The following is a 15,323-nucleotide window of genomic DNA, read 5'->3' as shown; positions in this document are numbered from 1 at the left end:
CCGCCCTCTCACTCATCGCGTCACCATCCTAACCAGACGACCCGGATCGCCCCCTCCCCCGCTTCTCTGCTGAAACGCGTCCGACAGCCCGACCCAGGCGTAATGGCACGCGGCATGCTGCGCCTCATCCGGGCCGAGCAGCGCCGGCTCGGTCTCGCGACAGATGTCCTGCACTCTCGGGCACCTGGGATTGAAGCGGCATCCCGACGGGAGGCTGTGCAGGCTGCCCGGTTCGCCGCGCAGTGCCGAGCCGCCCGACCGCTTCTCGACGCCCATGCGCGGCGCCGCCGCGAGCAGCGCCGCCGTATAGGGGTGGCGGGGGTCGCGGAACAGGTCCTCGGTCGGGCGATCCTCGACGATCTTCCCGAGGTACATGACGACGACGCGCTCGCTGATATGACGCACCACTGCGAGGTCGTGCGAGATGAACAGCAGGGTCAACCCAAGTTCGCTCCTGAGCTTCTGCAGCAGGTTGAGGATCGCAGCCTGCACCGACACGTCGAGGGCGGCGACGGACTCGTCCGCGACCAGGATCTCCGGCTCGAGGGCGAGCGCACGGGCGATGCCGACGCGTTGGCGCTGTCCGCCCGAGAGCCTTCGCGGGTACGCGTTCATGAACGAGATCGGCAGCTCGACCAGCTCGAGCAGCTCCTCCGCGCGTCGTTGCACCGAGCCCGGCGGCACCATCCTGTGCACGCTGAGCAGTTCCCGAAGCGTCTGGCCGATCGTCATCGAGGGGTTGAGCGATGCGCTCGGATCCTGGAAGACCATCTGGATGCGGCGCGTCTGCGACCTCGTTCGACGTCCGCCGAGCTCTTCGCCGTCGAGCGCGAGCACCCCCTCCGACAACGGCGCCAACCCCACGAGCGCCTTCGCGAGCGTCGACTTGCCGCAGCCGGATTCACCGACGATGCCGACCGACGCACCGCGTTCGACGACGAGGTCGATCCCGTCGATGGCGTGCACGACGGGTGCGGGTCGACGCCGCAGGCGCGCGAGCAGTGCCGAGCCGACGCGATAGCTCACGGTGAGTCCGCGGGCGTCGATCAATGAGTTCATGCGCTGGCCTCCGTCAGGACCTCGGGATGGATGCACGCGGTCGAGCGGTGCGCGTCGCCCGCCAGCTCGTACGGTGCGCGAAGACAGTCGTCGCGCACGAACGCGCAACGCGCAGCGAACCGGCATCCGCTCGGGAATTGCCGGGGGTCAGGGGGCGTTCCCGGGATCGTCGCGAGCTCACCCCCGCCTCCTCGGAACGACGGCGCCGATGCGAGCAGCGCTGCGGTGTACGGATGCCTCGGCGAGCGGAGCACCTCGTCGACCGGCCCGGTCTCCACGATCCGCCCGGCGTACATCACCGCGACTCGGTCGCACACCTCGGCGACGACGGCGAGATCGTGCGAGACGAACACCATCGCCATCCCGCGTTCCTCGCGCATCCGCCGCAGCAGGCCGAGGATCTGGTCCTGGATCGTCACGTCGAGCGCGGTGGTCGGCTCGTCGCAGAGCAGCAGCTCGGGCTCCGTGGCCAGCGCCGCTGCGATCATGACGCGCTGGCGCAGGCCCCCGGAGAGCTCGTGCGGCCACATCCGGGCCCGCCGTGCGGGATCGGGGATGCCGACGCTCGACATGAGCTCGACGACCCGCGACTTCGCGGCGCGACGCGACAGCCCGCTGCGCACCCGAACGGCCTCGGCGATGAGGTCGCCGACCCGCATGGTCGGGTTCAGTGCCGTCATCGGCTCCTGGAAGACCATCGCGACGCCGTGGCCGCGCACGCGTTCGGCATCTCCGCTGATCTCGCCGCGCTCGAACGCGAACCGGATCGAGCCGTCGGACTCGCCGCCCTGCGGCAGGAGGCCGAGCACCGCGCGGAGCGAGAGGCTCTTGCCCGAACCCGACTCGCCGACGATGCCCAGGGACTCGCCGGCCGCGACCTGGAACGACACCCCGTCGACCGGACTGAGCGTCCGGCCACCGACCGTGAGCCGCACATGGAGATCGCTGACACCCAGCACGGCGCGGCTCATTTCCTCGTCCATTCTTCGATTCCCTCTCCGATGAGACTCAGTCCCAGTCCGAAGCCGACGATCACCAGTCCGGGCACCGTCGAGAGCCACCACTGCTCGCGGATGTACGGTTGGCCGGCCGCGATCATCGCACCCCACTCCGGTGTCGGCGCCTGGATCCCGAGTCCGAGGAACGACAGGGCGGCGAGGCCGAGCGTCGCGCCGACGATGTCGGACGGGAGGTAGACGAGGGTCTGCCCGACCGAGTTCGGGAAGACGTGGCGCCAGAGGATGCGCCGTCCGGGCAGGCCCGATGTGCGCGCGGCGGCGACGTAGTCGAGACCACGCACACGGAGCACCTCGGTGCGGATGAGGCGCGCGTAGGCCACCCACGCGATCAGGGTGAACGCGACGAGGATCGAGGTGACCCCCGGGCCGAGCACGAAGACGAGCGCGATGATCAGGATGTAGGTGGGGAACGCCTGCACGACGTCAGAGACGCGCATGATCACTCCGTCGATCCAACCGCCGCGGAATCCCGCGATCGCTCCGAGGACGGTGCCGAGGACCGCCGGGAGCGCTGCGCCGAGGAAGCCCACGAGGAGATCGACCCGCGACGCGAAGATCAGCCGCGAGAGCACATCGCGGCCGAGCTCGTCCGTTCCGAGCACGTGCGCCCAGCTCGGCGATGCGAGCGCGTCGACGATGTCCTGCTCGAGCGGGTCGTACGGAGCGATGACGGGGGCGAAGAGGGCGGCGAGCACGTAGACGGCCACGATCGCGGTTCCCACCCAGACGCGTCGCGGCATCCGCCTGCGCTCGACGCCGACGATCGCGTGGCTCGGCGTCGCGGCGGCCGCGATGGCGGTGGCGGATTCGACGCTCATGATTCGACCTCCAGGCGAGGGTCGGCGATCGACGTCACGATGTCTGCGATCAGGAAGACGAGCACGACGACGACGGCGAACAGCAGGGTGTATCCCTGGATCGTGGGAACGTCGCGCTGCCGGGCGGCCAGCACGATGCCCTGGCCGATACCCGGCAGCGCGAACGTCGTCTCGATCACGACCGCGCCGAACAGCAGGTAGCCGATGTTCAGCGCGAGGATCGAGACGGTGGGCGGCGCCGCATTCCGGAGGACGAACTTCGACATGATGCGGGATCGGCCGACGCCGAACGACTTGGCGGTGGTCACGTGCTCGGCGCCCAGCACCGAGATGATGCTCGCCCGGAGGCTTCGCACCTGCAGCGGCGCGATCGAGAGCGCGAGCGTGAGCGCCGGCAGCACGATCGATCGCAGATGCTCCGCCGGCGTCTCGCCGAAGCCCCCCACCGGGAACCAGCCGGTCGGCAGGGCGACGGTGAGGATGAGGATGATGCCGACCCAGAACGACGGCATCGCGAGTGCGAGCAGTCCGAATCCGCGGGTCGCGTGATCGAACGCCCGATCGGGTCGACGTGCCGAGGCGATCGCGAGCGGAACGGAGATCGCGAGGGAGGCCAGCGCACCGAATCCGAGGAGCCAGATCGTCACGGGGAGGCGTTCGGCGATGATGCTCGTCACGGGCTCCTTCGACTTGAAGGAGTATCCGAGGTTGCCCGTGAGCACGTCGCCGACGTATCGGAAGTACTGCACGATCGCGGGATCGTCGAGCCCGAGCCGATCCCGCACGAGCTGCAGTTCCGCCTCGGAGGCGCGCAGGCCGACGATCAGGCGCGCCGGATCCCCCGGGGTGATCTTGAGGATCAGGAACACCAGCAGCACGATGCCGAGCAGGAGCGGGATCGCGAGCGCCAATCGCTTGGCGATGAAGAGATAGCGACCCACTCGCTACTCGCCGACCTTGATCGTGTCCCAGTAGTACATGCCCCAAGGTGCGGCGGCGAACCCCGAGACTCGATCGCTCACGGCGTGCAGCACCTGGAACTCGGACAGGCTGATCGCCTGGGCGTTCTCGAGCGCCTCGTCCTGCACGGTCTCGACGATCCGCTGCTTCTCTTCGGGCGACTCGGTCGCCGCGTACTCGAAGAACTGCTGCTGGACGGTGTCGGTCTCGAACCCGGTGAACAGCCACGAGGTGCCGGTGATCCAGCCGAGCGGATCCGAGACGTCGGGCGAGACCGCGCCGTACGACCACAGCACCATGTCGGCGTCGAGGCCGTAGGCACGACTCAGGAACGCTCCCGTCTCCAGTCCCGACAGGGTGACGTCGATGCCGAGTTCGGCCAGGTTCGCCTTGATGACCTGCCCGACGAGGAGGTCCGTCGTGTTGGCGGCGTCGAAGATCAACTCGAGGGAGTCGGCCCCGGGGTTCTCGGAGTCCTCGAGCAGCTCTTTCGCCCGCTCGAGGTCGAAGGAGAACGGAGGCTCGCTCGGCGGCGCCCAGTTCGCGAGGTTCGGCGGGATGATTCCGCGGGGCTCGGATCCGTATCCCTTGAAGGCGCCTTCGGTGATCGAGTCGTAGTCGATCGCGGAGGCGATGGCCTTTCGCAACCGGGGGTCGTCGAGTGGCGCTCGTGTCGTGTTGAAGCTCAGGTGCTCGACCTGGCCGACCGGAAGCGCGATGAGCGACTCGCCGTACTGCTTGGCATCGCTCGGCCCGACGTACTCCGAGATGTCGACCTGACCGGCTTGGAACTGCGCTCCCCGCTCGGTGGCGTCGGGGACGACGTCGATGACGACCTGATCGAGGTACGGCCGACCGGATTGGTAGTAGTTCGGGTTCTTCTCGAGCGTGATCTGCCCGCCCGGCGACCAGTCGGCGACGACGAACGCCCCGGCGGCCACCGGATTCGCGAAGTACTCGTCTTTCGCCTTCCCCCCGAAATCCGTCGGGAAGATCGCCGACGACGACCACGTCATCAGCACCGGCAGCGTCGTGTCGGGCTGCGAGAGCTCGAAGACCACGGTGCGGTCGTCGGGCGTCGTGACGCCCGTGATCTTCGCGTAGAGGCCGCCGTAGTTGGACCCCTCCGCCCAGACACCGGCCGAGAACGCCACGTCCGCAGAGGTGAGCGGGGTGCCGTCGCTGAACAGGGTGTCGTCCTGCAGCACGAAGGTCCAGGTCATCGCCGCAGGGTCGTAGGTCCATTCCTTCGCAAGACCTGCCTCGACGGCACTGCCGTCGGCGTTGGAGCGCAGCAACGGCTCGAGCACGCCCTGCAAGGTCTGGTAGGTGGAGTAGGCCGCGGCTTGATCGGGGTCCCAGCCGTCGAACGACTCCGAGCGGGCGACGTGGAGCGTGCCGTCGGCGTCGACCGGGTCCGCCGGTCCGCCTCCTGGGCTGCACGCCGCCAGTGCGGCGGCCATGAGTGCGGCCGTCAGCGCCGACAACGCCTTCGTCGCCGACGGCGCCTTCGTCATGGAGGGGGCCATGATGACTCCTGTCTCCGATGACCGCATCGTCACCGGAACGAAATTGGATGATATCCAAACATCATGAACACGATGCGTCCGGTTGTCAACACGGCGGCCTTGCGGTCCGCGGGGTCAGCCGTCCTCCGGATCCCCCGGAAGGTCATGCGTCGCGCAGTGGATTCCGCCGCCGCCGGATGCGATCGTGTCGATCCGCAGCGGCACGATCTCGCGGTCGGGGAACTGGTCCTGCAGGACGTCCTGGGCGCGACGGTCGGCCTTCCGATCGCCGAACTCGGGCACGAACACGGCCCCGTTGGCGATGTAGAAGTTGACGTACGACGCGAGGAACTCGTCGCCGCTCCCCCTGATCTTCGAGAAGTCGGGTTGCGGGAGCTCGACGACCTCGATCGTTCGGCCAGTGGCATCCGTCGCCTGACCGAGGACCGAACTCGCCTGGTCGCTCGAACGCGACCACACATCGTCGGGCGCCCCCGGCCCGGGAACGTCGAGCAGCACGACGCCCGGCGCGACGAAGCGCACGAGGGAATCGATGTGGGCGTCGGTGATGTCTTCGTCGTAGACGCCGTCGAACCAGATGACCTTCTTCATGCCGAGCAGCCTCATGAGGCGCTGCTCGATCTCGTCGCGCGAGAGCCCCGGATTGCGGTTGTCGTTGACGATCGAGCTCTCGGTGAGGAGCAGGGTTCCGAGCCCGTCGGTCTCGAGCGATCCGCCCTCGGCGACGAGATCCGCCTGCACCCTCGGGATCTCGAACTCGCGGAGCACCGCCGCGGCGACGCCGGCGTCGTTCGGATGCTCCTGCTTGCCGCCCCAGCCGTTGAAGTTGAAATCGATCCCCTCGAGGCCGCCGGCGCCTTCGACGAACACCGGCACGGTATCGCGCGCCCAGAGGTCATCGACGGGCACGGTCACGACCTCCACGCCCGACCCGCTCTCGTACGCCGCATCCTCTTCGTCACCGGGTGATGCCAGCAGCACGACCGGCTCGAACTCGGCGATCGTGCGGGCGAGCTTCGCGATGTCGTCGCGCACGTACTGCAGGTCCTCACCCCAGATCAGCGCCGTCGGCCACGACATCACCGTCAGCTCGTGGCTCTCCCACTCCGCTCCGAGCCGTCGCATCATGCTCGCCTCCCCCTCGTCATCGAACCCGTTCGAGCGATCAGTGCCGGGCGCACCGCCGGGCGCACCGCCGGGAGCGCATCCCGCGGCGCCGAGGCCGACCAGGCCGAATCCGGCAGCTGCGAGCATGTTTCTGCGCGTGAACAGGAATTCGGTCACCCTGCACCTCCGATTATCTTGGATTCAATCCAATATAAGCGATGAGGCTGAGCGTTCGATCAGCCCGTGACGGTGGCGCGCTCGAGGTACGTCGTGATGGCGTCGCGGTTCTTCGCGAGGCATCCGATGCGCTGATCGAGTTGGGCGCGGCGCTCGGCGAGCGTCTCGGCGAGCTGGCGCTGGATGATCGGCGCCTCGACGAACGAGGTGCTCGCGAGGCACGGCAGCATGTCCCGGATCACCGCGGTCGGGATGCCGGCCTCGATGAGGCCGCGCACCTGGTTCACCCGCTCGACCGCCGCTTCCGCGTAGTCGCGGTAGCCGTTGTGCTCGCGCGTCGAACTCACGAGTCCCTGTTCCTCGTAGTACCGCAGCAGGCGAGTGGGCACGCCCGTTCGGGCGGAGAGTTCACCGATGCGCATACGAGCTCCTGACCGATCACGAGAGGGCGACTTGACCTTCACATTAGTGTCAAGGTTCGAGACTGTCGACATGGCTTCACCGATCACCGACTCCCTCACCCTGACGAGACCCGCGACGACGGGCCGACGCGGCCGCACCCGCCTGCCGCTCAACGGCCTCCTCGCCCTCGCCGCCGTCGTCTTCACGGGCGTCGTCACCGAGATCCTCCCGGCCGGCCTGCTCCCGCAGATGAGCGCCGACCTCGGGGCATCCGAATCGCAGATCGGCCAACTCGTCGCGATCTACGCCGTCACGACCGCGATCACCGCGATCCCGCTCACTGCCGTCACCCGCAGCCTGCCGCGGAAGCCCCTCCTCGTCGCGCTCGTCATCGGCTTCGCGCTCGTCAACGGAGTCACGGCGATCGCCGACTCGTACACGGTGATCCTCATCGCACGCATGGCTGGCGGCATGCTCGCCGGCTTGCTCTGGGCGATGGCCGCCGGCTACGCGATGCGGACCGTCGAGCCCGAGCACTCGGGTCGCGCCCTGTCGATCGCCATGGTCGGCACGCCGCTCGCCTTCGCCTTCGGACTGCCGATCGCGACGACGCTCGGCGCGGCGATCGGCTGGCGCGCCGCGTTCGGCGTCATCGCCGTCGTCGGGGTCGGGCTCGCGATCTGGGCCGCCGCAGCGCTCCCCTCGTTCCCGGGCGAGCGCTCGGGTCAGCGGCCCGGCCTGTCGTCGGTGCTGCGGATGCCGGGACTCGTCGCCGTGCTCGCCACCACCGCGCTGTTCGTGCTCGCCCACAACATCGCGTACACCTACATCGCTCCGATCACGGTCGCCTCGGGCATCGACCGGCACCTCGACCTGGCACTGCTCGTCTTCGGCGTGCCGGCCGTCATCGGGGTGATCGGCGCCGGCGCCCTCGTCGATCGCCGCATGCGCTCGATGGTGCTCGTCGCGACGGCACTGCTCGGACTCGCGATGATCGCCATCGGCCTCTTCGCCGCGCAGCCGGCCATGGTCTACGCCGCCCTCGCCGTCTGGGGCATCGCCTACGGCAGCGCCCCGACCCTGCTGCAGGCCGCCCCGGCCCGCATCGCCGGCGACGCAGCGGATGTCGCGCAGTCGATGGTCGTCGCGACGTGGAACGGATCGATCGCGGCGGGCGCGTTCTTCGGCGGCATCGCGCTCGACACGATGGGCGTCGACGTGCTGCCGTGGCTCGCGCTCGGCCTGCTCGCGGTCGCAGCCTTCATCGCCGCGACGGTGCGCCCGGCCTTCGCCCCCGCCGCCACCTCCGCCGGGGAACGCACGCGGGCATCGGGCCGCTGACTCAGCCTCGTGCGCGCCGGGCTTCGGGATGCCAGCTGAAGAACAGTGCGGCAGCCAGCAGGCAGGTGATAGACCAGCGAGAGCGGAATGAGCGAGAGGCAGAACAGCAGGCCGTCGGCCGTGAACAGGCCCATTGCGGCTTGCCCCGTGCCCGGCAGGCGTGCACCGAATTCCTGCGGCACGAGCACCAGGTTCGCGATCACGACCGGAGCGGCGCCGAGCACCAGGGCCGCCGGTGCCCAGAGCCACGGCGATCCGAGCCGCGGGCGTGCGGCTCGCTCCGGAGAGCCGCGCGTGCGGGCCAGGAAGAGGATCAGCGCGGCGAGCGACGGACCCGACGTCGCGATGCCGAAGATCCAGAGCGCAGCGCCCTCGCGCACGTTCCCGCCCTGCCAGGAGAGCAGGAGCCACAGCGACCCGCTGATGAGCGTCGTGATGAGCGCGAACAGGAGCAGCTCGGTGCGAACCCGGGTGAGCTTCGGCGTCGTGGTGGTCACGCGCTCACCCTGCCGACCGCACCGGGTGGCCGCTATCGTGCGAACCCCCGTATCGCCGAGCGCCACGTTCTCCGGACGCCGCGTCGCAGCCGAGGCACCGGTGAACGCGAAGGCGTACCGAGGCTCCCTACCAGCCTCGATACGCCTCCGCGACCAATCCGGTCAGCCGATCATCGACTCACCAGAGGATCAGCGGCACCGTGAACGACTGCGAGTCGGCGTAGCCCTCGCCGCCGTCGAACACCGCGCGCACGAGATGCAACCCGCGCGAGAGCTTCGGCAGCTTCACGTCGATGCGCCCCGTGTCGCGGGCCTCGAGCTCGGCCTCGGCGATGAGGGTGCCGCCGTCGTAGACGCGCACGTCGCCGACCGGCGCACTGCCGTCGAGTGCGAACACCTTGCCCACGAGCTTCACCGCGGAGCCGGCCTTCGCGAGGAGCTTGTTCGGCGCAGCGACCGTGAACGTCGTGACAGCCGGGGGCGCCTGCTCGTCGACGAGTACGGCGACGCTGCGCGCCGGCACGGTGACCGAACCGGTCGAGGCGTCCCACGTGGTCGTCTTCACGACGGCGTCGGAGCCGTTCGCCTGCGCCTCGGCGAGCGCGAAGTCCCGCCCGGCGAGGCCGGCGACCGTCTCGGTCACCGGCTCCGGCGAGGCGTTGAAGACGACGAGCGCACCGTCGAGGTCGGGGTCGACGTCGTCGCCCACGAGGTCGTCGATCTGCATCGCGATCACGCCCGGCGTCGCCTCGGTGCCGCTGTTCGGGAACGACACCTTCTCGTCGATGAGCGCGGCGGAGCCGAGCTGCAGCAGGTCGACCGTCGAACGTACTCGCAGCAGGTCGAGAGCGGATGCCTCGGCCGCGGCGATGTCGGCAGCGGCCGGCTTGAGCGCCGGGTCCGCGAGGAGCGGTGCCATGGCCGCCCACTTGCCGCCGTTGTCGGCCTCGCCCGGCAGGCCCGAGCCGAAGGTCGACTCCTGGCCGGTCCAGTCGATGCGGTTGAACCAGTCGCCCGAGTTGTAGCTGTTGCGATCGAGCGACTTCGAGCGCAGCAGCTCGGTGCCGGCGTGCCAGAACGAGGGCGACTGCGACAGCGTCACGGTCGCGAGCTCGAGGGTGTTCATGCGCACCCGGTCGGCCATCGACGTGTCGGTCGGGAGCTTGAACACCGAGAGGTCGTAGAGCGTCTCGTTGTCGTGGGCGTCGACGTAGTTGATCACCTCGTCGGGCTGATCGGCGTAGCCGGCGGGCGCACCCCGGTAGTCGAGCGCGTCGCCGCGCACGACCTGCCCCGAGGCATCCGTCAGCTCGTAGCCGCGGAGGTTGCCCGCGAGGCCGAGCTTGACCAGGTCGGCCTGGTGACCGAGGTCGGCGAGCTGGTCGGCCTGCGACGGCGTGCCCGGCTGACCGTTGGGGTCGGTGCCGAGCCCGGTGCCGAAGCCCTGCTGGAACGTCGAGGCGCCGTCGACCGGGCTGCCGCCGTGCACGGCGTCGCGCAGCCGGTCGTTGAACGTGCCGATGCCGGTGCCGCCGAGCTGGCCCTGCGTCGCCTGCTCGAAGAGCGTGTTGTTCGCGACCTCGCCGAAGTTCCAGCCCTCGCCGTAGAGGTAGACGGATGCCCCGTCGACGCCGTCCTCCTCGATGGTGAGCTCGTCGAGTGCTGCGCGCACCGCGAGCATGTTCGCCTTCGAGTGATGGCCCATGAGGTCGAAGCGGAAGCCGTCGACCTTGTACTCCCTCGCCCAGAGCACGACGGAGTCGACCATCAGCTTCTGCGCCACGTCGTGCTCGGTCGCCACGTTCTGGCAGCACGTCGAGGTCTCGACGTTTCCGGCGGCGTTCAGGCGCTGGTAGTAGCCGGGCACGATCCTGTCGAGCACCGACTTGCCGCCCTGGCCGGCCTCCGCCGTGTGGTTGTAGACCTCGTCGAGCACGACCTGCAGGCCCGTGGCGTGCAGCGCGCCGACCATCTCGCGGAACTCGGCGACGCGGGCCCCGCCGTCGGGGTCGACGGCGTACGAGCCCTCGGGCGCCTGGAAGTGGAACGGGTCGTAGCCCCAGTTGAAGCCGTCGAGGTCGCGGGTCGCATCGATGCACGCCTGCTGCTCGGGCGACGCCGGACCGAACGACGCGAGATCGCACGCCGGCACGGCCTGCTGGTCCCGCTGCTCCTCGATCGTGGCGATGTCGAACGTCGGCAGCAGGTGCACGGTGTTGATGCCGGCCTCGGCGAGTTGCTTCAGCTGCTGCGTGCCCGCCGAGTCGCGAGTGAAGGCACGGTAGGTGCCGCGCTCCTCCGCTGGAACGGTCTCGTCGCCGATCGAGAAGTCGCGCACGTGCAGTTCGTAGATCGCACGGTCGACCGGTCGCTCGACGGCCGGGGCCTCGGTCTTCTCCCACTGCTTGGGACGCAGCTTCTCGTCGTCGAGGTCGACGACGACCGAGCGCACCGAGTTCGTGGTGAGCGCGACCGAGTACGGGTCGGTGACCGAGTTCGTCTCGATCGCGCCGGTCGACGGCGCGTACACCGTGACCGACCAGCGGTACTCGGCGCCGGCCGCGAGCCGCTTGCCGTCGGCACCGTCGGCGCCGGTGACCGACCAGATGCCGCTCTCCGCGTCGAAGACGGCGGGCGTCGTGACGGGTTCGCCGGCCTCACCGGTCGGGAAGACCTCGAGCGCGACACCCTGCGCGGTCGGCGCCCACAGTGCGAGCGTCGGTCTGTTGCGCTTCCAGCTCACACCGAGCGCTTCGGATGCCACCGCGTCGCCGTAGAGCGCATCGAGCACGCCGGGCAGCTGCACGCCGGTGAATGCCGACAGCTCGCCATCGGTCGACTGGGCGACCGCGAGCTGCTCGGTGAGCAGCGCCTGAACCTCGCCGCGGTCGAGTCCGACCGGACGCAGCGCGAGGAAGCCCTCGAGCGCCGGGAACGCGGCGAGCTGGTCGTCGTCGAGCCCGTCCGGGTCGAGCTCGAGCACGACCGGGTCGCCGCCGCCCGTGACCGCGCCGTCGGTCACCGCGAGCGCGGCGTCGGCCGAGTGCTCGAGGGTCCACGAGGCATCCGTCGCCTCGGCGCCGCCGAGCAGTGCGGCCGGCCACGCGAGCGTGTCCGCGTCCACCCAGTGCGCGCGCGCCTCACCGGTGCCGGCGAGCGGCGGGTCGGTGACGACGATCTCGAGCACGTGCGTGGCGAGCGTGTAGCGGAACTCGACGAGCTTGCCGGCGGTCGCGGTGAACGAATAGTTCGCCCCGCCGGGTGCGCCGCCGACGCCGTAGTTCTCGTCCCAGCCCTGGCCGTGCGCGACCTTCGTCTCGTAGGCGCCGTCGGGGATCGACGAGGTCGACCAGGTGAAGACGCCGTCCTTGTCGCCGTCCTGCATGAGGGTCGCGAGGCACTCGGGCTGCCAGTCGCCGGGGCATCCGACCTTCGACTGGAAGCTGCCGGGCAGCGTCACGACGGGGCCCTCGGCGGTCGACGAGAACACGTGGGTGTTCGGGTTCCAGAAGAAGGTGATCGGCCCGCCCGGGTGCGAGTAGGTGACGTTGCCGCCGTTCAGCTCGCCGTTCGCACCGTAGTTGACGTCCCAGCTGCCGTTGATCGCGACCTTGTATTCGTAGTCGCCGGCGGCCACGTCGAAGGTGCCCGAGTAGATGCCGTCGGCGCGCTTCGTGAGCTTCGCGACCTCGCAACCGGGAGCCCAGTCGCCCGCGCAGCCCATCTCGGAGTTGTGGGAGCCGGGCACCGTCACGAGGTCGATCGGCTGCTCGGGCTCCTCCTCTTCGACGAGGTTCACGGCGTTGCCGACGCTCGCGTAGGTGCTCGCCGCCGCTCGGTTGCCGGCGGCATCCGTCGAGATCGCGCGGTACTCGAGGAGCGTGCCCTTCTCGAGGCCCGCCGTGTCGTGGAAGACGCGGGGGCTCGTGTCCTCGGCGGTGCCGAGCGCGTGCCAGGCGTCGTCGCCCGTGGCACCGGCGACCCGCCACGCGAAGCTCGTCTCCTGCCAGGTGGCGTCATCGACGTCGGCGACGACCGGGGTGATGCCCGTCACGCCCGCGCCGGCGACCGGCGTCGCGACGGTGATGGCGGATGCCGCGTCGGGAGCACTCACCGTGCGGTCGGCCTTCCAGACGACCGCGCCGAGCGGCGGCACGCTGATCGAGGCGACGCCGTCGGCGTTCGCGGTGACGGGCGAGCCGTCGCCCGAGAGCACCGTGAACACGCCGTCCTCCGTGAGGGTCGGCACTCCGACGGTGCGCGCCTCGTTCGCGTTGTTCGCGGCGACGAGGTACTCGACCTGCTCGGCGCGGTCGACGCGGCTGAAGGCGTAGACGCCCGCGCCGTTGTCGACGTAGCGCTCGATCTGCGCACCCGTCGCGAGCGCGGGGTGGGCGGAGCGGAGTGCGGCGAGCTCGGAGATGTGCGCGTAGAGCGGGGCATCCGTGCCGAAGCGGTCGACGCTGCCGGCGGTCTCGCCCGTGACGAGCGGCTGGTTCTGGTACTCGGCCACCTGGCTCGCGAAGAGCGTCTGCCGGGCGTCCTTGTCGCCGCCCGTGCCCGCGAAGCCCTGCTCGTCGCCGTAGTAGACGACCGGCTGGCCGCGCGTGAGGAAGAGCAGCTCGTGCGCGAGCTCGTCACGTGCGAGCGGGGCGTCCGTCGACTGCAGGAAATAGCCGATGCGGCCCATGTCGTGGTTGCCGAGGAAGGTCGGCAGCGCCGTCGCCGACGAGTCGGGCGTCGTGTAGTAGTCGTCGCCGGCGAAGAGCGACTGCAGGTTCTTCGCCGAGTTGCCGGCCGCGAAGCTCGTCGCCTGCGACTGGAACGTGAAGTCGAGCACCGAGTTCATGTCGGTCTTGCGCACGTAGGGGCTGAGCTTCACCGGGTCGGCGTCGTAGACCTCGCCGAACATGAAGAAGTCGGGCTTGCCCGCGGCGTGGGCGTAGTCGAGCACCTCGGTCGACCACTGCTCCCAGAACTCGAAGTTGACGTGCTTCGCGGTGTCGATGCGGAAGCCGTCGATGCCGAGGTCGACCCACTGCTCGTAGACGTCGACGAAGCCGTTCACGACGGTCGGGTGCTCGGTCATGAGGTCGTCGAGGCCCGAGAAGTCGCCGTAGGTGACCGACTCCCCCTCCCACGTCGAGTCGCCGCGGTTGTGGTACAGCGTGGGGTCGTTGAGCCACGCCGGGACCTTGAGGTCGGCATCGTCGGCCGTGAGGCTCGGCGTGTACGGGAAGCTCGTCGCGGCGTCGAGTGCCGGGAAGTCGGCGCCCGTGTCGGCGTCGGCGAAGTCGGCCGGATCGAAGGCCGCGCCGTCCGCGGCGAGGTACGGCGACGTGGCCTGGTCGATGTACGAGTACTGCCCCTCCTCGTAGTCGATGACGTCGGCCGTGTGGTTCGTGATGATGTCGAAGTAGACCTTGATGCCCTTGTCGTGGGCCTCGGCGATGAGCGCCTCGAGCTCGGCGTTCGTGCCGAGGTGCGGATCGATCTGGGTGAAGTCGGTGATCCAGTAGCCGTGGTAGCCGGCGCTCGCGTTCGCGCCCTCGCCCTGCACGGGTCGGTTCTTGAAGCTCGGCGTCAGCCAGATCGCGGTCGTGCCGAGCCCGTCGATGTAGTCGAGCTGCTGGCGAAGGCCTTCGAGGTCGCCGCCGTTGTAGAAGCCCTTGTCGGTCGGGTCGTAGCCCGTCGTGAGGCGGTCGCCGTCGAGGCCGCCCGCATCGTTCGACGGGTCGCCGTTGGCGAAGCGGTCGGTCATGACGAAGTAGAACACCTCGTCGCTGCCGGGCTGCCGCACGGGCGCGGCGACGAGGTCGGCATCGGATGCCTCGTCGTAGGCGCCGCGCAGCGTCGCCCCGGTCGCCTCGAGCCCGACCTTCTTCAGGTTGTCGTCGAACACGACGCGCACCGCGGTGTCGCCGGCGACGGTCAGCGGGATGTTGTCGCCGCCGCCGTTCAACCCGTAGGCCTCGTCCCAGCCGTCGTTCACGGCGACCTTGTACTCCCACGTGCCGGCGGGGATCGTGAAGTCCGCCGCGAAGACACCGGGGGTGCCGGTGGCGGTCAACTCGGTCTCGGCGCACTCGGGCGCCCAGTCGGCCGCGCACCCGAGCTCGCTCTGCAGCGAGCCGACGAGGGCGAAGGTGCGCGGCTCCTCGGCCGCGGCAGCGAGACCGGGGGCCACGACGAGCGCGGATGCCGCGAGCCCTCCTGCGACCACGAGGGCGAACCAGCTGCGAGCATGTGCGCGTTGCGTCATCCTTGACTCCCGAACTCCCGGCACGACGACGTGCCTCCGACCACTGGCGGCGACGCTAGCAGCGGAACGGGAGTTAATGCAAGCGTTTGCAATCCCTCGATGCCGAATTGACGGGTGACTCGTCACGGTCGCCGCGTGCTTGATGCAAACGC

At 69.6% G+C, this 15,323-nt stretch carries 9 protein-coding genes; 1 reads left to right on the top strand and 8 read right to left on the bottom strand.

The features are described from left to right. Window positions 1–12: 12 nt before the first annotated feature. The 7 genes from ACFCVM_RS16245 to ACFCVM_RS16215 form a co-directional block, all read right to left on the bottom strand. Window positions 13–1,059: an oligopeptide/dipeptide ABC transporter ATP-binding protein gene (locus ACFCVM_RS16245; RefSeq protein ID WP_375837688.1), complete on the bottom strand. Its 1,047-nt coding sequence runs from the start codon at window positions 1,057–1,059 to the stop codon at window positions 13–15. Beyond that, window positions 1,056–2,030, bottom strand: a complete 975-nt coding sequence (locus ACFCVM_RS16240) for an ABC transporter ATP-binding protein (RefSeq protein ID WP_375837687.1) — start codon at window positions 2,028–2,030, stop codon at window positions 1,056–1,058. The genes ACFCVM_RS16245 and ACFCVM_RS16240 overlap by 4 nt, the downstream gene beginning before the upstream one ends. After that, window positions 2,027–2,896 (bottom strand): ABC transporter permease, encoded by an 870-nt coding sequence (locus ACFCVM_RS16235; RefSeq protein WP_375837686.1) that lies wholly within the window; start codon window positions 2,894–2,896, stop codon window positions 2,027–2,029. Before ACFCVM_RS16235 ends, ACFCVM_RS16240 begins: the two co-directional genes overlap by 4 nt. Beyond that, complete coding sequence (locus tag ACFCVM_RS16230) at window positions 2,893–3,837, bottom strand: ABC transporter permease (protein ID WP_375837685.1); 945 nt, start codon at window positions 3,835–3,837, stop codon at window positions 2,893–2,895. Before ACFCVM_RS16230 ends, ACFCVM_RS16235 begins: the two co-directional genes overlap by 4 nt. A 3-nt stretch (window positions 3,838–3,840) precedes the next feature. Then, complete coding sequence (locus ACFCVM_RS16225) at window positions 3,841–5,385, bottom strand: ABC transporter substrate-binding protein (protein ID WP_375837683.1); 1,545 nt, start codon at window positions 5,383–5,385, stop codon at window positions 3,841–3,843. 114 nt (window positions 5,386–5,499) lie between these two features. Beyond that, complete coding sequence (locus ACFCVM_RS16220; protein ID WP_375837681.1) at window positions 5,500–6,669, bottom strand: agmatine deiminase family protein; 1,170 nt, start codon at window positions 6,667–6,669, stop codon at window positions 5,500–5,502. A 59-nt stretch (window positions 6,670–6,728) separates the two neighbouring features. Beyond that, on the bottom strand, window positions 6,729–7,091 hold the full coding sequence (locus tag ACFCVM_RS16215) for a MerR family transcriptional regulator (protein WP_375837680.1): 363 nt from the start codon (window positions 7,089–7,091) through the stop codon (window positions 6,729–6,731). A gap of 70 nt (window positions 7,092–7,161) precedes the next feature. Here ACFCVM_RS16215 and ACFCVM_RS16210 point away from each other — a divergent pair, with 70 nt between their 5' ends. Next, the gene (locus ACFCVM_RS16210; protein ID WP_375837679.1) at window positions 7,162–8,412 is read left to right on the top strand and encodes an MFS transporter; all 1,251 of its coding nucleotides are present in this window, start codon (window positions 7,162–7,164) and stop codon (window positions 8,410–8,412) included. A 675-nt stretch (window positions 8,413–9,087) separates the two neighbouring features. Here the strand turns inward: ACFCVM_RS16210 and pulA are convergent. After that, the gene (gene pulA, locus ACFCVM_RS16205) at window positions 9,088–15,171 is read right to left on the bottom strand and encodes a pullulanase-type alpha-1,6-glucosidase (protein ID WP_375837677.1); all 6,084 of its coding nucleotides are present in this window, start codon (window positions 15,169–15,171) and stop codon (window positions 9,088–9,090) included. Window positions 15,172–15,323 lie beyond the last annotated feature (152 nt).

It is taken from the genome of Agromyces sp. NPDC056389, assembly GCF_042262385.1.
Taxonomy (GTDB): domain Bacteria; phylum Actinomycetota; class Actinomycetes; order Actinomycetales; family Microbacteriaceae; genus Agromyces.
The sequence above is the reverse complement of the archived record's forward strand: the minus strand, read 5'-3'. Positions and strand labels throughout refer to the sequence as shown.